Raw genomic sequence first — 18,631 nt, 5'->3', positions numbered from 1 at the left:
TGCTCTCCCTCGTACTACTTATATTTGTTTATGTTCTTTAACGACTGCATTACCCTTTTGATTAAAACTAGTATGATATTCTACAACACTAATTTCACACCCAGGGCCAATTGTAACGTTGTTTCCTCTCACTACTTCAGCAATCGTATGTTCTAAATAAATATCATCTCCTTCCACAATTGAAGTTTGGAGGTTTCCAACATGACTAATAAAAGGAAGAAATCTCGCTTTTTTACGAATCGTAATGTTTTTACCACCAATTTCTCTTACCTTACTTCCTTCATAACGAAGTGAGATTTGAATATTTTCAGCATTAAGTAATCCATCACTTTCAAGACCACCAGTTAATGATAAATCTTCTACTTCAATATTTCCCCTAACATTTAAAGCACCTTTTACATCGACAAAATCACCTGAAAACTTCCCCGCAATATCTATCATACCTCTAACTTTTGTTTTTTCAATATGTGCATCACCATGAATTTGTGTATTACCGTATACTTTTACATATTCTGCATCTACATTTCCTTGTACTTCACTATCTCCATACACAACATAATTTTTCACTTTCATATTACCCCGTACATCACTCGTGCCGTACGTTTTAAATTCATTACAGCTCATATCATTAGAAATCGTTCCTTCACCGCGAATCTTCACTTTATTATAATCTCCGCCTGCTGAATTGCCGGAACCATTTACTGTGAGACTATGTGGATGTTCCATATTGCTTTCTCCCTCCCATTAAACCTGCTTAATTTCTTTTACATTTGCGCTTTTATCAACAGTTAGAACACCTGTATATTCAATGAGTTCAATCTCACAGTTCGGTCCTACTGTAATATTGTTTCCTCTTACCGTTCTTATGTGAGCATAATCAATATCAATATTGTCACCTTCTAATAGTTCAGCTTCTAATTGCAAGCCAAATACTGTTTTAAATAGCCTACTTAATGTACCTGATCTATGTCTTACTTTAATCGTTTGACCACCAATTTCTTTCGCGCGACATGTACCGTGAATATTAATATTTATTTCATCAGCGCTTAATAATCCGCCAATTGTAAATTGTCCTTCTGAAGAAAAAGTATCCACTTCACAATTACCGTCAATTGTTGCTTGACCATTGACTTTAAATTCTTCACCTGTGACATTTCCGCCTATCGTACCTTTTCCTGCAATTTTCAAACTGTTTGCCTTTACATTTTGCGTAATTGTAGCTTTTCCATCAATTCGCATCGTTTCAGCATGAACTGTGCCATCGACTTTACCAGATCCGCTAATTCGTGCACTGTTACTTTTCAAATCGCCAGTAACTGCTCCGTAACCGTTACATTCAAATTGCTCACATTCGACATTTCCATTCACAGTTCCTTTTCCGTTTAATTGCACTTTATGAAACTCACCGCCATTCGATGAACCGTAACCATTTATAATCAAATTATCTGTACGCATACTTACTCCTCCATTACAACAATTTAGTTTTTAATGCTTCGGTATATTTCATAATCGCTTCGCGTAAAACGATTTTGGTGCCTTTTTCAAAAATTAAGTCGTCCACGTTTGAAACTAATAAACATGTAGAAATCCCTAACTTTCGAATAATGATTAAGTCACACGTTTTATGTTTCATTGCTTCATAATTTTCACGTAAAACTTGCAAGACCATTTTTCCTTCTTCTAAACTAATTTCTCCCGATTGTAGTAATTTTTCTAACATGTACACATAAAGAATATCTACAAATTGAAACTCCGCTGTTTTATTCGTTTGTTCTATGAAAAATTGTAAAACTGGTTCTGATGCAATCCCCTTACGTAAAATGTCTTCCTCCGTTAAAAGAATTTCCCTCACACTCGGCGAAAACATATTTGCTAGTTCATCAAGTGATAGATCCTCTTTCATCGTTTGAATTTTATCAATACGCTCTAATATCTTTTCTTTCGGAAAAAATGTTTCCTGACCCGTGAATGTAGACTTTCGTACAAACCAATCTTCCGGTATTAAATTTTTTCTTTTCCACCTATATAATTGTCCGTATGAAATACCAGTAAGTTCTAATAAATCTTTTTTTGAAATTAAATCTGTACTCAACTGTATAACACTCCTTCCTGATAACAATGTAACATAACACTGTTACGCTGTAAATAGACTTTTATCACAAGTAGCGTAACAATGTGTAAAACAACCCTGTTTCACAAAAAAAAACAGGGTTCTCACGCATCTTATAAAATGCGTAAAAACCCTTATATATCAACATGTAAACCATATTTCATAAAAATCAATCCACCCTTGTGAATTAATCATTATATTTTGTACTTTTTCATGAGAAGTTACTTGTTGTTTGTTACGGTATAAAGGAATTATATGAATGTGACGTAACAAAGTGTCTTCAATTTCGCGTAACAGTGTAACTCTTTTCTCTACTTGTTCTTGTTTAAAATAAGGGGACAATGATTTATGAAAATCTACGCTGCTTTGCCCATGAATAAAACTGTTTTTTGTAAGAAACATATATAGTAAACTATCTTCTATTCGTTCGCTAATTGTTGCGCTATCATGCATCATATCCGCCTTTTGTATCGTATTTATTTCTAACAGCTCTTCTATTTTAAGAAAATTATTTTCTACACGAACCCCGTACTTCGCACACTCTTTTTGTATCCATTGTGCATCTTCAACGTGATCTCGTCCTGTAAATGTATAAAGTTGTAGCACTTCATTATGATACGTACTTCTCTTAATTAAACTTTCGATATCTTCCTCAATTTCTACTATGCTTTCATTTGCTAATATTAGTTTCTTTGCCACTTCTCCACGTTCTCCGCCGAGTTCTTGAACGATTTTATCGCCATGAATAATTTTATATAGCGCTTTCCGAAACAGTTCATCTTGCATTGGCCCTTCTTTTATAAGATTACATGTTACATATGTCACGTTCGATTCAAGCCGTGAAAGTTCTTTATTGAGATTTTCTTTATCTTTATACTGCGCCTTTACTAACACGTCATAAGTATTTACATTTTGCTCCACATTCAATAGTTCAATTCGGTCAAGAAAAGGTCTTTCACGATAATATAAATCATGTACTTCTAATGCAAATAAATGTGTATTCTTCTCTCGTAATATAAAAGGACCTGTACCTATGAAGTTTCCTGCTTCATCTTCAATTACGATAGAACACTGTTCTGCGCTTAGCATATGTAAAAACATCCTATTTACCGTATGTAATTGAATTTCAACAACAAATTCATCCACTGCACGGAAACTTTCAACATGTTGTAACATCCATGCGTGTGGGTTGTTTTCAGCTTTCATAAATCGATTCAATGAATGTATAACATGATGTGCAGTGAGTCGTTTTCCATTATGAAGACGAACGCCTTTTCGTAAATAAAAAGTCCATACCTTTTCAGCATCATTATATTCCCATTGAAAAGCAAGCCTTGGTTCTATAGAATTTGTTTCTTCATTTACATATACGAGTGTATCAAAAAGATGTTTAACCATATGACATTCTGAGCGCATCGTAGCGTAAACCGGATCTAAAGCGATGTCCAGGTTCATTTGTACTTGCAAACGAAGTACATCTTTTCTTCCTTCAGATGTCCGTTCTATTTGATGACCAAATATAGAATCTACCCAAGCTTCATACTCTTTCTTTATTGATGGAAATTGTGAGCTGTAGCGTTCTACAAATGAGATTCCACTTTTCACATCTCCTTTTTTCGTTAATTCTTTTCCTCTTTCTAAAATTAGTGGAATTGGTTGCTTTTGAAATATTAATTTAGAACGATTCCCTCTCCCGCGACCTGGAAACCAAGTGATCCAATGTAACTCTTCTAATTTTTTTATAATTAATTTACTATTACGCTCTGTACAAAATAATGTTTCTGCTATCATTTGTACGGTTACTTCTAATCGTTCTCCTTCTCGTCTCCCTTTACCGTAGACACACCATAGTTCAATATATTGATCTAAAATAAACATCATACTCCCCCTAAAAGGTGAAAAATAACCCCTTTTATTTCTACCCTTTTTCTCTTTCTCCTTTCATCTTATCATTTCAATATAGAAAGGAGGAATTAATATTGACCAATCTCTTACTACGTTATAACAAACCAATTATTATAAGAATGTGCGGCGAATTATTAACCCGAACAACAGAATCCATGTTAGCCATCATTATGATTATTTACGTTGATAAAATGTTAAACGGTAATATCATAATAACTATGCTAATTTTCGGATTACAACCACTTTCAGACATTGTATTTACACTTATTGCTGGGGGAGTTACTGATAAATATGGACGAAAAAAAATTATGTTACTCGGCTTATTACTACAAGGTATTGCAATTGGCAGCTTCGTCTTTGCTCAATCTGTTTTTATATTTGCATTATTATACGTCATAAATGGGGTTGGCCGCTCCTTATATATTCCCGCTCAACGGGCACAAATTGCTGATTTAACAAAACAGGGACAGCAAGCGGAAATTTTTGCCCTCCTGCAAACGATGGGAGCAATTGGTACCATGATTGGTCCTTTAATTGGCGCGATCTTTTATAACACTCATCCTGAATATTTATTTATGATGCAAAGCACTACACTTATGATATATGCAATAGTTGTTTGGACGCAGCTTCCGGAAACTGCACCGGTAATTACAATGCCAAAGCCAAAACTTGAAGTATCATCTCCAAAGCAATTTGTACACAAACATTACGCCGTATTTGGACTAATGATCACTACAATTCCTATTAGCTTTTTTTATGCACAAACTGAAACAAATTATCTTATTTTCGTGAAACATACACTTCCGGATTTCGATCGCATACTCGTTTTTATTACAACATGCAAAGCTCTTATGGAAATCACTCTACAAGTTTTCCTTGTAAAATGGTCTGAACAATTTTCTATGGCGAAAATCATACTTATTGCTTACACCTGCTTTACGATAGCTGCAATTGGCTATGGATTTTCAGCAACAATCTTGTCATTATTTTTCACATTACTCTTTTTAGTCATTGGAGAAAGTGTTGCGTTCAACCATTTGCTTCGATTCGTTTCAGAAATCGCTCCTACAGATAAACGTGGATTGTATTTTTCAATTTACGGGTTACATTGGGATGTATCTCGAACGTGCGGTCCTGTTATCGGTGCGGTTTTATTAAGTAAACTAAACGGCAGTATGCTATTTTATATTTGTGCTTGTTTCTTAACAATTGGAGGCATTATTCAAGTTCTTTTTGTTCAAAATTTAGAGCGTAAGAAAAAAAGAAAAGATATTCAAAAAGATGTTTTAGAGCATCCTCATCATATTTTATAAAAGGAAGTTTCTTATTTACACCAAAAAAAGATGTCACATGGTCATCGATTTCGACTTTTGTGACATCTTTTTTATTATCCTACCCTGCCATTTTATTAATACTATCCTCAGGTGAAAATACCGAAATATGATTTACCTTACCAGTCGATTTTGGAATAATGAATTTTAACTCAAACTGATTGTTTACTTTATATACATATATTTTATCTTCACCATTTCCTTTAACTGAAGTTGGTTTTCCTAATGCTTTTTCTATTTCTTGTAATGTAATTGATTTTAGTTCTGCATGATAGGAGCGTACATCAAAAACTTGTGATCCTTTATTAAAACCGAAGGAAACATTTTTATTTGTATAGATAGCGTACATTCCATTTCCTGCTTGTTCCGTTTTATCTGCTTTCCCCCACGCTTTTTCTATTTCTTCAATATCTCCTGTATGCGCTGCAAACGGAACGTTAGGTACTTTTCCTTCTTTCGCTAATTCAAACAATTCTTTAACGTGGTTAATTGATTTTTGATTGATTACTGTATCTTTCGTACTTGGATCTGGCTTTGGTATTGTTGATCCTTCATTATTTGATTTTTCATCAGGCTCTTTCTTTTCTTCAGAAGTATTATTCTGTTCATTTTTACTATTTTCCGTTGTTGGATCTGTTTCCTTTTTTTCGTCCGTTCCTTTACATGCTACTAATGCAAAAATGCATGTAAAAGCGAGAAATAACATACCTATCTTCACATACACTCTCATACATTTCAGCCCCCTATCATAATCTGATTCATTTCGATAACCAATCCATTACAGATCTTTTCAAATTGTGTTTGTTCCAAAAAGTAAATACTTCACTCTCGCCCAATGCTTGTGCAACATATTCTACAAAAGCTGTTCCTAAAAAATAACCGAGTCGGTTGTACCCAAAATATTGTCCGCCAGATAACCGAAACCACTCTTTCTCTTTTTCAAACGTCCATCCTTCTATATAATCTTCCAAAAAACGTTTCTTTATTTGTTCTTCATTTTCTATACAATATTGTAACCAACGTTCACCATCATCGTCATATGAGTAATACACTGATTCATTTAAACCTTTCACAATTTGCTTTGATACATATGTTGCAACACCTTCACGATACAAATTAACTGCCGCATCGGTCCACTCAGCTTTCTCCCAATCCATTCCATTATTTTGTAACATAACATTATGATATATATGCCCTATTTCGTGAGCAACCATAACACGAAGATGATTCAAATCTGGAGATAATTTTTCTACCGCAAAAAATATATCTCCCATGATCTCCCTCTCTACGAATGCATTAGATCCAAAAGCTCCAACAAATATGTGGAATTTCATATTTACATCAAAGCTATATTTATTACGATATTTATTCGTTATCTCTTGAATAATAGTCGGTAATGTTTCTGCAATGATACGAATATCTTCTATTTTTGCGGGATATAGGTTAATGGCATTAGAAAGACGTTCTTTCGTTTTAGGACAATGATACTTAAAGTATTCTTCAAATATCTCTGGATGCGAAGTGAAGTATTGATTGAGGACCGCTAATTCTATGTCGGTGCTTTCCCATAATTTAAAAAAACTTGGAATTGTATTGTTTATCATTTTTCCATCTCCTTATATATCCCTTCTCGCCATTTACACTGCAATCCTTCCTTAAATAGAAAAAAGCTGCCCCAAAAGGACAGCTTTACATATGTATTTTTACACTTCGATTGACTTTCCATCTTCAACAATATGATAAAGTAAGTGAGCTAAATGATGAATTGGACCATACTCTTCCTCTTCTTCATCTGTTTCACCTTGGAATTCAAGATCGTTTAAGTATAATGCTAAAAATTGATAGTATAGTTTTAAATCAAATCCGTAGCACGCAGTGGGTTCTTCATGATCTCCTTCATATTGTAGCATTAAGTATTGATCATTTCCTTCTGCATCTTCTGCGTCAAAGAATACGAAGAATCCAACGTTTGTATCTAAATCAAATAGATGACGAGTACCTTTTTCTGTTGCTTTGTTGAAGTCCTCTTCACTTAATTTATGTACTGTTGTCGCTTTTGCATTATCTTCTTGATGGAAATTTACTGTAAATGTTTTCAATGCTGACACCTCCTGATTGTATAATACTAGCATAACATATAAAAAGGACTGCTTACAAATGTAAACAGTCCTTACATTCATTTTCGCATTGCTCGCAATAAGAAGCTTACGATGAAGATTAAAATAATCGCACCGATTAAAGCTGGAATAATTGCATATCCGCCGATTACTGGGCCGAAACTACCAAGTAATTTCCCACCAATCCAAGAACCAATAATACCAGCAATAATATTACCAATTACACCACCAGGTACATCCCTGCCAGTAATTAAACTAGCTAACCATCCTAATATACCACCAACGATTAAAGACCAAATCATATGATAACCTCCTTTATATTTCACCAATCAAAATATAATTAGAAACAATTGCTTACCATTAGTTATGCTACATTTTTCATAAGTTATTCATACAGCTCAACTATTAGATTATTTCAAAATAATGAACAACTAGTTTTTGGATTAGTGGTGGAAACCCTTCATATTTCTCATATTATGGGCAATCAGGCTTCAATATTGTACGCATAAACTCTTCTTTAAATGCAGGATAGTTAAAACCAACCGCAATTCTTTGTATTGGCCGATCATCAAACCTTGTTGGCTCAGCTATTTTTCTAAAGTCAGCCACACTTTGTCCTCTTGTTACGTCATTTGTCGTACTAATCCAAACTGCAGATTTTTTATATTCAAAAATATCATCATTTATAAATGAAATGAACGGAAGTAAATCGTGAATCGGGCTTCCAGCAATACCAGGGTATTCTTTCTTATAAAAATTCTCATAATAAAAATCAATCATTGGTTTAATAAGCTTTGCCTGCCCTGTTCCTTCTTTATTAATAATATCCACCATTTCAGGCGTAATTAGGGCCTGTTGCGTTACATTTAATGGATAAATAGTCGCATTCTTTGCGTACTTCATTACAATATTTGCAGCAATTGGATCTCCATAAAAATTTGCTTCCGATACAGGAGTAACGTTCCCAGGAAATAAAAACGCACCGCCCATAATATAATACGAACATATTTTATCCATTACATTTGGATATAATAAAAATAATGTTGCCAATGTTGTTAATCGTCCTGTCGCTACGATAATAATATCTTCTGGACAAGGCTCAATTAATTTAATTAATTCACAAAAATTTTCCCGTTTACAAATCCTCATTTCAGGTGGAATAATGGGGCCTAGGCCGTGTTCTCCATGAATTTCAGGAAAAAACAAAGGTTCTTCAGCTGTCATCGGTCTTGCTGCACCCTCAATGATCTTTACTTCTGTAGCATAGTATCTTTCTAAAAAATACACATTTTCCGTTACGATTTCTCGCGATACATTTCCATATTCAGCAACAATACCTATAATATCTAATTTACATGTTTTATTTGCATAAATTAACGCCACAGCATCGTCAATACCAAAGTCTCCAAAAAAGATGATTTTCTTATTAACTATCCTCACCCCTCTTCAGCATAATCTACTATTATTATTATGTAAAAAAGACAAGGCTGTGAAACAGTGCAAACTAAAAAAGCCGCCTATTTATTGGCGACTTCGATCTTTTTATAAGATAAATATGCTAATACATTCTTACTTGAATCGTATTTTGGATTATTTCCTTTTCTCGTTTCTCTCATATGTGTTTTTTCAAATCCAGGAATATCTGGCATTTTCTCCATAAATTCAAGCATTTCTTCTTCAGTTCCTTCAATACGTACGCGAATCATTATTACTTTTCCTCAATTCTCATTTTCTCTGTACTAAGTATAACGTACTTTGAAAAGACTGCAAGGAATTTATCTTTTTAATGTCGCACTTTTTTTACATATAAACAATGCCATTTCAGTATAAAACGATATAATTTTATTATTTTCATATTGAATGTTAAAGAATTCTTGCATTTCAAGTGATGTTTTCATCATACATTCTGTTAACTTCGCTCGTTTTTGCAAAGGTACATCCATCATATCGCACCACCAGTCAAATTCAAATTTCTTGTCAAAAGTAAGACATGACAGCATTTGCAAACTATTTTTTTCTAACAAGGTAATCCATTCTGTTTTTTTCAATGCTCGTTCATGACTCGGATCCCGCTTTTTTTCTATAAAATTATAAAATGTATCGTATTCATTATTTTCCGGTGAAACATTATCTATTAAAATAAACAATCCATTATCTTCTAACGTCCGATTTACTTCATAAACAAACTGAGCTGGATTCGTAAAATGATGTGCTGCAATTCGGCATGTTATCACATCAAAAGAACGGTCAGAAAACGGCAAACTTTCAGCATTTCCAGCGACAAAAGATACATTTTCATGTCCATTACTTATAATAAAGTTTTTCGCATTCTCTAACATTTTTTCTGTTAAATCTAAGGCAACTACTTCTTGAAACAATGGAGCTAATACATTCGCAACATGTCCTCCGCCAGTAGCAATATCAAGAAGACGATTATTATGACGAGACTCAACTTGTTGAACTACATATTGTAAATCCGATCCTTTAGCATGAATTTTACTTTTTACATACTTCTCTGCATTATTACCAAACTGTTGTTTCACAAGCTCTTCTTTACTCATTTTATCATCTTCTTTCTATTGTTATTGACATATAGAATTCATATAATAATTAAAGTTCTCTTTATGTATTTTCAAATCCTCTTTTCAGCTCACTTCTTATCATACTGTCCTACATCATATCTATTTTCCGTTTCAATATTAAACAAAAAAGGTTACGGAAACTAGTCCCCTAACCTAACTAAATATCAATTACATTTTTACTTTTTCATCTATATAATATAATCCTCATTCAACTTCATAATAATTTCTATTTCGTTATAAGTAGCCTCACGAGCATGTAAACCAAATTGATCCATGCCAATCCATATCCATCCAGGTGTATGATATAGAACATCTATGTTAAAATAATCTAATTTAGCAAGCTCCGATTTAATAAATTTATCTTTATTAGCGATTTGTTTATTTATTAAACCATATTCTTTTCCATTTTCCAATAGCGATATAATCTCCCCTACAATCGGATGTTCACGAACAATAAAGTGATATTCCTTTTCCTCCACATTCGCCACAATCAAACGAGAATCAGATAAATCAGTTCCTAAATTTGACATCTTTATTTATTCACCTCCTTTATGCGTTCCACAAACATAATAACAAATGAATATTCAAATAATATTAATATAATGTAAAAACTAAAAAGGCTGACTTCTCTTTAGAAATCAACCTTTTTAGTTTGATCATCTGTATACTTTTACAAACTATTATAATGTTTCTTTTTCCTCATCATTTCCGGAAACTAAATGCCCAATAGCATCTACTGTTACTCCCACCACAAATTCACAAATACCTGCTACCACTTCTCCAATCACTTCATCCATCTTTTTACCCCCTTATTTTATGTAACTTATTTGTAGTATAGAAAAGATTGGTTATTTTTAACTATCGGAAAACGTGACAACAACATTACAATTTTGTAAGCTTTTTTATTTTGTTTAGCTTCAATCCTTTGAAACTTCAAGTATGATTCACATACTTATAGGTCATCATAATATTAAGTAAATACTAATTTCGCTAGAGGAGGCGTGTAAAATTTACTACGTAAAATTAATCAAAGGTCAATCCTTCTATGCTTTTGATCATCGTTTCTTAATGTCTGAAGAAGAAGAGGTATCCGAGAAAGTTTATAATTACTTACGTCGTAATGAATTTTTCGAAGTACGTAAAGAAGAATATTCGGCCTAAGTACAAAAGCACCAAGAAAACCATCACTGTATTGTGATATTTTCTTGATGCTTTTTTGTGAATTACTCCTTTTCAACAATTAATGTCGACTCTATTAAAATATTCTATTATTTGTCCAAGCTATTTCATTGCTATTTTCATATTTTAGTATAAGAGGAGGTGACGAATATGACTCATATCATTGATTACCAAGCTACTCAACCTATAAGTAAAACGGGTGAAACCACTTTTGCAATTCCAGCTTCTCCAAATAAAGCAATTCTAGCAAATTTGAAAGTAAGAATTTCAAGTAGAGATTCACGTAATAATCGTGTAGAATTAATCGCTACAATTGGTGTAGAAGGTATATCTGGGACTTCACAAGTTTTATTCCGAATTTTCCGTGATAACTTTGAAATTTTTAATGCACAAGCAGGTATTGAATCTACAGATTCTGAGCAATTCTACACTCAAACATTTCAAGCTATAGATCAAAATGTTAGCAGTGGCACACACCAATATTCATTAACTGTCGAAAACCTTACTAGTGGTGCAAGCGCAGAAGTTGTTGGTCCTCTATCTTTTAGCGCTTTAGCTATTGGACAAGAGCGTAAATGCTGCTAAGTGAATCTAATGTTTAATTTTGCAATTGAGAAAAGCGAGACATAGTTATATGTTCTTGCTTTTTATTTTTTTGATAAATCAAAAAGATTGAAATCCGCTGATGAAACACGTAATATAGACTCTGACTCTAAAAAGTTCGTTACTAATAATACATAAAATAAGGAGGTTTTATATACGAGTTTTTCATTTTAAAAGACGGAGAGGTTTTATATTATGTGGCGTAATAAAAATGTTTGGATTGTTTTAATCGGGGAGTTTATTGCTGGTCTAGGGTTATGGCTTGGTATTCTTGGTAACCTTGAGTTTATGCAAAAATATGTCCCTTCTGATTTCATGAAATCAGTTATATTATTTATCGGACTATTAGCTGGTGTTCTAGTTGGTCCTATGGCAGGTCGCATAATTGATCAATATGAAAAGAAAAAAGTTCTTCTTTACGCCGGATTCGGTCGTGTTATAAGTGTTATTTTTATGTTTTTCGCTATCCAATTTGAAAGTATCGCCTTTATGATTGCATTTATGGTTGCTCTTCAAATTTCAGCAGCATTTTATTTCCCTGCATTACAATCTGTAATCCCGCTCATCGTACGTGAGCATGAGTTATTACAAATGAACGGTGTACATATGAATGTAGGTACAATCGCTCGTATTGCAGGTACTTCACTAGGTGGAATTCTTTTAGTTGTAATGAGTTTACAGTATATGTATGCCTTCTCAATGGCAGCGTACGCTTTATTATTCCTCTCAACTTTCTTCCTACAATTCGAAGATAAGAAATCAACAACACCAAGTAAACAAGCGGCAAAAGATAATAGCTTTATGGAAGTATTTCGTATTTTAAAAGGAATTCCGATTGCTTTCACAGCACTTATATTAAGTATTATCCCTCTATTATTTATAGCAGGATTTAATTTAATGGTAATTAATATTAGCGAAATGCAACATGATCCAACGATTAAAGGATTTATATATACAATTGAAGGTATCGCATTTATGTTGGGTGCCTTCGTTATTAAACGTTTATCGGACCATTTCAAACCTGAAAAGTTACTATATTTCTTCGCAGCTTGTACCGCTTTTGCACATCTATCATTGTTCTTTAGCGATATAAAATGGATGTCTCTTACATCATTTGGTTTATTTGGTTTTAGTGTCGGTTGCTTCTTCCCTATTATGTCGACAATTTTCCAAACGAAAGTGGAAAAAAGCTATCACGGCCGTCTATTCTCATTCCGTAATATGTTTGAGAGAGTTATGTTCCAAATTGTCTTACTTGGCACAGGCTTCTTCTTAGATACGATTGGATTGCAATATATGGTTCTAATCTTCGGAGTTATTTCATTATTAATTATTTTCATATCGCTATCTAAACAGAAACAGTATGAAAAACAACCTTCGCAATCTGCGAATTTATAACATAAACAAAAAGCATGGATTTATTAGTATTAGATTAATTCATGCTTTTTGTTATATATAATTTTATCTAATACACTTATTGAAATTATTTAAAGGAGTACCTATTTTACTTTCGAATATAATATATAAATAAGGTATATAGGAGGCGCAAAATGTCTGATGGCATCCAGTTATTTATTATCCTTTTTGTTGTATTCATTATATTTAGCATCATAAACTTTTTAGCAATTTCCCTATCTCAACATAGCTTTAAAAGAAGGGTTTTGGCAGGCTTCATATTTTTACTACTAATGCCTATTATTTTTTTGACAATTACGGCACTCACTTCTATATTGGATAACGCTGGTTTGGGAGCAATTAACCTAACCTCTTTTATTGTAAATGTATACATTTTAAACGGCATTGTCATTCTTCTTTCCGCTTCATTTATCCTCAAAAAACAAAATATAAGATAGCACATTAGGTATGAATCTGGATTACATTTGATTCATGCCTTTTTATTTTAAAAACTCTACCTTCCCCAATTTTTATCCCACTTTAATGGACAGTAAGACCCCCACCTCAAAATTCAGCGAAAGCAAAGAAGTTGTGTGGGGATCGGGCTGCCCATTAAATTCCGATTGGTTCAACTAATATCCAGTGGGAGATGAAGAAAACCCCTACTGATTAAAGTTTCACTTTATATGAAATTAACTAATTCTTTATAAAAATTTAAACTTTATTTATTACAATATTCGTATCGCATTCGCACGTTTATCGAAAATGAAAAGAAAGGAGTACAAAATGAAAAAGGTTCTATTCATTATTCCGTTATTCATTATACTACTCAGTGGATGTAGCAATAATGACATATACGGTACTTGGGAAGTCATTGATAACAAAAACGGTCTTTGTCCTGTATCGTATAAATTTGAAACAGTTGTAAAAGAAGAAAAGAAAGAAAAAATCATTCAATATTTAGTAGAGATGCAAACAACGAAGAAAAAAGAAGATTTATACAAAGGTTCATTTGTTAAGGATTCTAATGTATATCACATTGATTATGGTAACTCATTTACATCAGATCAAACTTTAAAAGTTGTCGATGGCAAATTAAACGTATACTTTTATGCAGTGGAAAAATTATGTACATATAAAAAGAAATGATTACTCTTCATTTAAAACGCAGAAAATGTTTTCTGCGTTATTTTTATCCTCCCTCTAAATTTGTCAATCGTTTTAATTTTCATAAAAAAATGATAAAATGTACTCATGTGTTTTCAGAATAATTAAAAACGCAGAAAGAAAACACTGTTTTTAGGAGGGGTTTTGATGACTTACACGTTAGCAACTAGAATGAAAGCATTCCAATCTTCTATATTTAGTGAATTAGGGGCCTATAAAAAAGAAAAGATTGCAGCAGGCCACAAAATGATTGATTTAAGTATCGGGAATCCTGATATGCCACCTGCTGATTTCGTAAGAGAAGAAATGGTACATACAGCAAATCAAAAAGAAAGCTATGGATACACATTAAGTGGTATTCAAGAATTTCACGAAGCTGTAACTGAATATTACAACAACACTCATAATGTTATATTAAATGCCGATAAAGAAGTTTTATTATTAATGGGGTCACAGGACGGACTCGTTCATTTACCTATGGTTTATGCGAATCCGGGAGATATTATATTAGTTCCTGATCCAGGATATACAGCTTATGAAACAGGAATTCAAATGGCTGGAGCAACATCTTACTACATGCCTTTAAAGAAAGATAATGGTTTCTTACCTAACTTAGAGCTAATTCCTGAAGAAATTGCAGATAAAGCGAAGATGATGATTTTAAACTTCCCAGGGAATCCGGTTCCAGCAATGGCTCATGCAGATTTCTTTAAAGAGGTAATTGTATTCGCGAAAAAGCATAATATTATTGTTGTCCATGATTTTGCTTATGCTGAATTTTATTTTGATGGTAATAAACCAATTAGCTTCCTCTCTGTACCTGGCGCTAAAGAAGTTGGCGTAGAAATCAACTCTTTGTCAAAAAGTTATAGTTTAGCAGGTAGTCGTATTGGATATATGATTGGAAATGAAGAAATTGTTCGTGCGCTTACCCAGTTTAAATCCAATACAGATTACGGAGTGTTTTTACCAATTCAAAAAGCGGCATGTGTTGCACTAAAAAATGGCGCTGCTTTTTGTGAGAAAAACCGCGGTATTTATCAAGAACGTAGAGATACTTTAATCGATGGGTTCAAAACATTTGGCTGGAATGTCGATAAACCAGCTGGTAGTATGTTCGTTTGGGCTGAAATTCCGAACGGCTGGACTTCTATAGATTTCGCATATGCATTAATGGATCGTGCGAATGTCGTTGTTACGCCAGGTCATGCATTTGGACCTCACGGAGAAGGCTTTGTACGTATTGCACTCGTTCAAGATAAAGAAGTGTTACAACAAGTTGTTGAAAACATTAGGAATAGCGGTATTTTTTCTCTTGAAAAAATTAATGAATTAGTTAAAAATTAATGAATAACTCCCCTGCTTAACTGTAGCAGGGGTATTATTTATTGGAGGTACTTTCATATGCATATTAAGGACACTCTTCCTCATCGTTATCCATTTTTAATGATTGATAAAGTAACAAATGTAAAACAACGCGAATCCGTTACAGGATATAAACTCATTACAAATAACGAATGGTTTATAAATGATAGTCAAAAACATATGCCTCATATGTTAATTGTAGAGGCACTTGCTCAGCTTAGTGCATTTGTACATACGAGTGACTCTGAAGGACTAGGCTTTCTCTCCTCTTTAGATGGAGTTGTATTCCACGGAAAAGCATATCCTGGTGATAAACTTGATTTACATTATGAGCTAACTCGCAATCGCCGAGGTTTTATTCTAGGTAAAGGCACCGCAACTGTTAATAATCAGCCGATTGTAACGATAGAAAAGCTATTAATATATCAAGCTGATTAGAGTGTTCCTTACATTAGTTGAGAGTATGATTTAACACGAAAGCATATTACGTAGTTAGGAGCAGGTAAATGGAAAGTACGATCGGTATCGATGCTGGAGGAACATTAACGAAAATTGCTTATTTGAACGAAAAAATGCAATTAGCTTTTGAAAAGTTTTATTCAAATGAACAAAATAAAATAATAGATTGGCTTAAGCAAAACACTGGTAAAAAACAAATATGTATTACAGGTGGTAAAGCAAAACAATTACAGCAACTACTTTCAAACTCATATAAAATAGTAGAACTAAATGAATTTGAAGCTACTCTTATAGGTGTCCGATACATTTTAAAAGAAGAGAAGTATGATATAAACAACTTTATTTTAACAAATATCGGCACAGGTACTTCTATTCATTACGTTTATAATGACCAATATATTCGAGCTGGCGGAACTGGTGTTGGCGGTGGTACTATTATGGGACTTTCAAAATTGTTAACAAATCTAGAGCATTTTGAAGATGTGATCCCTTTAACAAAAGTAGGTTCTAGAAAAGAATTAGATATTACAGTTGGTGATATTTATGGCGGTATTCTCTCCCCTATTGATAATAGTTTAACTGCAAGCAATTTTGGTAAAGCCGCTACTATAGAATCAAATTATAATAGCTCAGATATACTTGCTACTGTACAAGGACTCGTCGGTGAAGTCGTTACTGCATTAAGCCTTCAATTTGCCGAAACAAAAAACATTGACCATATTATTTATATTGGTTCGACTCTATGTAATAACATACATCTTCAAAATATTATTAGTAGCTACACAAAATATCAAAATAAAATACCTATTTTTTTACAAGATGGTGGTAATAGCGGTGCGATTGGTGCTTTACTTCATGTTGCGAATAAAAAAAGCTGACTTTTGTCAGCTTTTTGAAATGCGGATTTTATACGCTAAAACAGTCTCTACATGTGAGATTTTATCTTTGTTACTGTAAAAATCAACTAGTTCCCCAGCTAGAGGTGACTGTTGACGTAAAATTCGTTAGCTGTAGAAAAAAACTATTTTCTTACCTTTTTTTAATAAGATTTCAATAATTCATTTATAAATACACTAACTCAATTATCAATTTACTACAGCTTTTTTGCGTAATATACAGAAAGGAAGTTAAATTCTATATGTAATAATATTGGGAAAACAATTGATAGTGTGGAATCCGTAATCATACCATATATTATTCCCCCTAAAAATGCGAACAGCATAAATTTTATAGTAGTCTGATTAAATTTGTAATATTGTAAGTGAGATACAGCAAATAGAAAGGAAGATATTAGAATTGGTAGCGTAACTGGTATGTAAGCTATTTCAAAATTAGAGAGGATTGGGAATGCGTTGTTAAGTATTGGTATAATCATCCCTCTAAAAATTACTTCTTCAAAAATAGGATACATAATTACAAAGTTTAAGATATTCTTTTTCCCAATTGGATTATATCCTGAGTATCGTGAAATGACAATATTCGTTATCAAGGCAATCAAGATTAATACAACAATTGATTCATAGTGAATTGGTAAACGGAATACATAATTATCTACATAAAAATAACTAATTATCGTCAGTATTGTCCCCCATATATAAATAATCTCATTTTCTATCTTGCGGTACAACGTTTTTCCAATAATAATACCAACTGTAACATCAACAATTTTATATGAAAAAGCTAATAAAACAGCAAGTACTAACGCAATAAAGTAGCTCATATCGACTCATTACCTCCTCTCAAAAAGAACTATTTTCATTTCATGTATTTGATTTACCCCCATTACCATACATTTCTTTCATTCACTATAAATTTTACCATATAGTGGTGATTTTGAGAGGGAAAATTAGTTACATAGCATATAATGATTTCATAAAAAACAAAGACTTCTCTATTGAAAAGTCTTTGTTTTTACACTGTATGATTACTATTCCCCCGCAAAACTTTCCTAAACTTTATAAAACAAGCAATTCTCCACGGAATAATATACGATACTGCAACGACGTAAAATAATAAACCTATCGTTTGTTGATCTAAACCAGCAATATATTGCCTTGAACCATACCTTAAAACGACAAGTGCAATAAAAGTGATTAAAAAAGCAGCACTTTTTTTCGTATAAATATTCCCATCATCTCTTCGTTCATAATTTGTTAATACTATAAGCGGCACAGCGAAAAGTCCCCCAATGAATACCGCTATAACTACTTGTAATATAGCTGGATGTACGGGACCAAAAAACCATACAACACCTGGTGTTAAAAATAATAATGGCCATAAAATACGTTTTCCTGATCCCTTTATTGGCTTATGCATGGAGCGATAACGACGCCAAAATATTAGTAGTGCAATGCATAAAAAAACGGTTATTAATGAAGAAGTATCCCCCATTTCCTCTTCCTTCTTCCCTAAAAATAA

The 18,631-nt window shown here is 33.0% G+C and carries 22 protein-coding genes and 1 pseudogene; 9 read left to right on the top strand and 14 right to left on the bottom strand.

Annotated features, from left to right (window positions below):
• Nucleotides 1–18 precede the first annotated feature (18 nt).
• From LMD38_RS12700 to LMD38_RS12685, 4 genes are all read right to left on the bottom strand, one after another.
• Complete coding sequence (locus LMD38_RS12700; RefSeq protein ID WP_000400896.1) at nt 19–726, bottom strand: hypothetical protein; 708 nt, start codon at nt 724–726, stop codon at nt 19–21.
• Between the two features lie 18 nt (nt 727–744).
• Complete coding sequence (locus LMD38_RS12695; RefSeq protein ID WP_001258377.1) at nt 745–1,455, bottom strand: bactofilin family protein; 711 nt, start codon at nt 1,453–1,455, stop codon at nt 745–747.
• Between the two features lie 13 nt (nt 1,456–1,468).
• On the bottom strand, nt 1,469–2,092 hold the full coding sequence (locus tag LMD38_RS12690; protein ID WP_062822377.1) for a YhbD family protein: 624 nt from the start codon (nt 2,090–2,092) through the stop codon (nt 1,469–1,471).
• Between the two features lie 159 nt (nt 2,093–2,251).
• On the bottom strand, nt 2,252–3,988 hold the full coding sequence (locus LMD38_RS12685; RefSeq protein ID WP_016717745.1) for an ABC transporter substrate-binding protein: 1,737 nt from the start codon (nt 3,986–3,988) through the stop codon (nt 2,252–2,254).
• 101 nt (nt 3,989–4,089) lie between these two features.
• Between LMD38_RS12685 and LMD38_RS12680 the strand changes: the two genes are divergently transcribed.
• Entirely contained in the window at nt 4,090–5,328 is a 1,239-nt protein-coding gene (locus LMD38_RS12680; RefSeq protein WP_062822376.1) for an MDR family MFS transporter, read from the top strand.
• Nucleotides 5,329–5,407: 79 nt separating this feature from the next.
• Here LMD38_RS12680 and LMD38_RS12675 read toward each other — a convergent pair whose 3' ends face one another.
• From LMD38_RS12675 to LMD38_RS12640, 8 genes and pseudogenes are all read right to left on the bottom strand, one after another.
• Nucleotides 5,408–6,076 (bottom strand): YjgB family protein, encoded by a 669-nt coding sequence (locus LMD38_RS12675; RefSeq protein WP_062822375.1) that lies wholly within the window; start codon nt 6,074–6,076, stop codon nt 5,408–5,410.
• Nucleotides 6,077–6,104: 28 nt separating this feature from the next.
• Nucleotides 6,105–6,950, bottom strand: coding sequence for a DUF5700 domain-containing putative Zn-dependent protease (locus tag LMD38_RS12670; RefSeq protein ID WP_061182653.1), 846 nt, complete (start codon nt 6,948–6,950; stop codon nt 6,105–6,107).
• A 99-nt stretch (nt 6,951–7,049) separates the two neighbouring features.
• Nucleotides 7,050–7,445 carry a hypothetical protein gene (locus tag LMD38_RS12665; RefSeq protein WP_000847587.1) on the bottom strand — a complete coding sequence of 132 codons (396 nt, stop codon included), beginning with the start codon at nt 7,443–7,445 and terminating at the stop codon, nt 7,050–7,052.
• A gap of 77 nt (nt 7,446–7,522) precedes the next feature.
• Complete coding sequence (locus tag LMD38_RS12660; protein WP_000638307.1) at nt 7,523–7,765, bottom strand: GlsB/YeaQ/YmgE family stress response membrane protein; 243 nt, start codon at nt 7,763–7,765, stop codon at nt 7,523–7,525.
• Nucleotides 7,766–7,937: 172 nt separating this feature from the next.
• Nucleotides 7,938–8,903, bottom strand: a complete 966-nt coding sequence (locus LMD38_RS12655; protein ID WP_001223676.1) for a nucleoside hydrolase — start codon at nt 8,901–8,903, stop codon at nt 7,938–7,940.
• Nucleotides 8,904–8,980: 77 nt separating this feature from the next.
• Complete coding sequence (locus tag LMD38_RS12650; RefSeq protein WP_228920332.1) at nt 8,981–9,169, bottom strand: DUF3970 family protein; 189 nt, start codon at nt 9,167–9,169, stop codon at nt 8,981–8,983.
• Nucleotides 9,170–9,238: 69 nt separating this feature from the next.
• Nucleotides 9,239–10,024, bottom strand: a complete 786-nt coding sequence (locus tag LMD38_RS12645; RefSeq protein WP_062822374.1) for a class I SAM-dependent methyltransferase — start codon at nt 10,022–10,024, stop codon at nt 9,239–9,241.
• Nucleotides 10,025–10,213: 189 nt separating this feature from the next.
• Nucleotides 10,214–10,575, bottom strand: a pseudogene (locus LMD38_RS12640) (hypothetical protein).
• 478 nt (nt 10,576–11,053) lie between these two features.
• Between LMD38_RS12640 and LMD38_RS28710 the strand changes: the two are divergent.
• From LMD38_RS28710 to coaW, 8 genes are all read left to right on the top strand, one after another.
• A complete protein-coding gene (locus tag LMD38_RS28710) occupies nt 11,054–11,206 on the top strand; it encodes a YqbF domain-containing protein (RefSeq protein WP_071680000.1) in 153 nt (50 codons plus the stop codon).
• A 168-nt stretch (nt 11,207–11,374) separates the two neighbouring features.
• The gene (exsC, locus tag LMD38_RS12630) at nt 11,375–11,809 is read left to right on the top strand and encodes an exosporium protein ExsC (RefSeq protein WP_061182655.1); all 435 of its coding nucleotides are present in this window, start codon (nt 11,375–11,377) and stop codon (nt 11,807–11,809) included.
• A 213-nt stretch (nt 11,810–12,022) separates the two neighbouring features.
• A complete protein-coding gene (locus LMD38_RS12625; RefSeq protein WP_000269241.1) occupies nt 12,023–13,225 on the top strand; it encodes an MFS transporter in 1,203 nt (400 codons plus the stop codon).
• Nucleotides 13,226–13,377: 152 nt separating this feature from the next.
• A complete protein-coding gene (locus tag LMD38_RS12620; protein ID WP_016717753.1) occupies nt 13,378–13,680 on the top strand; it encodes a hypothetical protein in 303 nt (100 codons plus the stop codon).
• 328 nt (nt 13,681–14,008) lie between these two features.
• Nucleotides 14,009–14,371: a hypothetical protein gene (locus LMD38_RS12615; RefSeq protein WP_061182436.1), complete on the top strand. Its 363-nt coding sequence runs from the start codon at nt 14,009–14,011 to the stop codon at nt 14,369–14,371.
• Between the two features lie 165 nt (nt 14,372–14,536).
• Nucleotides 14,537–15,736 carry an LL-diaminopimelate aminotransferase gene (locus LMD38_RS12610; protein ID WP_062822373.1) on the top strand — a complete coding sequence of 400 codons (1,200 nt, stop codon included), beginning with the start codon at nt 14,537–14,539 and terminating at the stop codon, nt 15,734–15,736.
• A 57-nt stretch (nt 15,737–15,793) separates the two neighbouring features.
• Entirely contained in the window at nt 15,794–16,192 is a 399-nt protein-coding gene (locus LMD38_RS12605; protein WP_000547666.1) for a 3-hydroxyacyl-ACP dehydratase FabZ family protein, read from the top strand.
• A 68-nt stretch (nt 16,193–16,260) separates the two neighbouring features.
• The gene (gene coaW / locus LMD38_RS12600) at nt 16,261–17,091 is read left to right on the top strand and encodes a type II pantothenate kinase (protein ID WP_000446256.1); all 831 of its coding nucleotides are present in this window, start codon (nt 16,261–16,263) and stop codon (nt 17,089–17,091) included.
• 215 nt (nt 17,092–17,306) lie between these two features.
• On the opposite strand, the gene LMD38_RS12595 is transcribed toward coaW, so the two are convergent.
• On the bottom strand, nt 17,307–17,933 hold the full coding sequence (locus LMD38_RS12595; RefSeq protein WP_062822372.1) for a CPBP family intramembrane glutamic endopeptidase: 627 nt from the start codon (nt 17,931–17,933) through the stop codon (nt 17,307–17,309).
• A 191-nt stretch (nt 17,934–18,124) separates the two neighbouring features.
• Nucleotides 18,125–18,604, bottom strand: coding sequence for a CcdC family protein (locus LMD38_RS12590; RefSeq protein ID WP_061182440.1), 480 nt, complete (start codon nt 18,602–18,604; stop codon nt 18,125–18,127).
• Nucleotides 18,605–18,631: the final 27 nt, after the last annotated feature.

The organism is Bacillus pacificus (assembly GCF_020861345.1).
GTDB lineage: Bacteria > Bacillota > Bacilli > Bacillales > Bacillaceae_G > Bacillus_A > Bacillus_A pacificus.
Note: the sequence above shows the minus strand (reverse complement) of the source record. Positions and strands in the feature narration are given on the sequence as shown.

What these genes read in the sequence shown, in the direction of transcription:
- LMD38_RS12700 (WP_000400896.1), bottom strand. Translation starts at nt 726, where the DNA reads ATGGAACATCCACATAGTCTCACAGTAAATGGTTCCGGCAATTCAGCA.
- LMD38_RS12695 (WP_001258377.1), bottom strand. Translation starts at nt 1,455, where the DNA reads ATGCGTACAGATAATTTGATTATAAATGGTTACGGTTCATCGAATGGC.
- LMD38_RS12685 (WP_016717745.1), bottom strand. Translation starts at nt 3,988, where the DNA reads ATGTTTATTTTAGATCAATATATTGAACTATGGTGTGTCTACGGTAAA.
- LMD38_RS12675 (WP_062822375.1), bottom strand. Translation starts at nt 6,076, where the DNA reads ATGAGAGTGTATGTGAAGATAGGTATGTTATTTCTCGCTTTTACATGC.
- LMD38_RS12670 (WP_061182653.1), bottom strand. Translation starts at nt 6,950, where the DNA reads ATGATAAACAATACAATTCCAAGTTTTTTTAAATTATGGGAAAGCACC.
- LMD38_RS12660 (WP_000638307.1), bottom strand. Translation starts at nt 7,765, where the DNA reads ATGATTTGGTCTTTAATCGTTGGTGGTATATTAGGATGGTTAGCTAGT.
- LMD38_RS12650 (WP_228920332.1), bottom strand. Translation starts at nt 9,169, where the DNA reads ATGATTCGCGTACGTATTGAAGGAACTGAAGAAGAAATGCTTGAATTT.
- LMD38_RS12645 (WP_062822374.1), bottom strand. Translation starts at nt 10,024, where the DNA reads ATGAGTAAAGAAGAGCTTGTGAAACAACAGTTTGGTAATAATGCAGAG.
- exsC (WP_061182655.1), top strand. Translation starts at nt 11,375, where the DNA reads ATGACTCATATCATTGATTACCAAGCTACTCAACCTATAAGTAAAACG.
- LMD38_RS12625 (WP_000269241.1), top strand. Translation starts at nt 12,023, where the DNA reads ATGTGGCGTAATAAAAATGTTTGGATTGTTTTAATCGGGGAGTTTATT.
- LMD38_RS12620 (WP_016717753.1), top strand. Translation starts at nt 13,378, where the DNA reads ATGTCTGATGGCATCCAGTTATTTATTATCCTTTTTGTTGTATTCATT.
- LMD38_RS12615 (WP_061182436.1), top strand. Translation starts at nt 14,009, where the DNA reads ATGAAAAAGGTTCTATTCATTATTCCGTTATTCATTATACTACTCAGT.
- LMD38_RS12610 (WP_062822373.1), top strand. Translation starts at nt 14,537, where the DNA reads ATGACTTACACGTTAGCAACTAGAATGAAAGCATTCCAATCTTCTATA.
- LMD38_RS12605 (WP_000547666.1), top strand. Translation starts at nt 15,794, where the DNA reads ATGCATATTAAGGACACTCTTCCTCATCGTTATCCATTTTTAATGATT.
- coaW (WP_000446256.1), top strand. Translation starts at nt 16,261, where the DNA reads ATGGAAAGTACGATCGGTATCGATGCTGGAGGAACATTAACGAAAATT.
- LMD38_RS12595 (WP_062822372.1), bottom strand. Translation starts at nt 17,933, where the DNA reads ATGAGCTACTTTATTGCGTTAGTACTTGCTGTTTTATTAGCTTTTTCA.
- LMD38_RS12590 (WP_061182440.1), bottom strand. Translation starts at nt 18,604, where the DNA reads ATGGGGGATACTTCTTCATTAATAACCGTTTTTTTATGCATTGCACTA.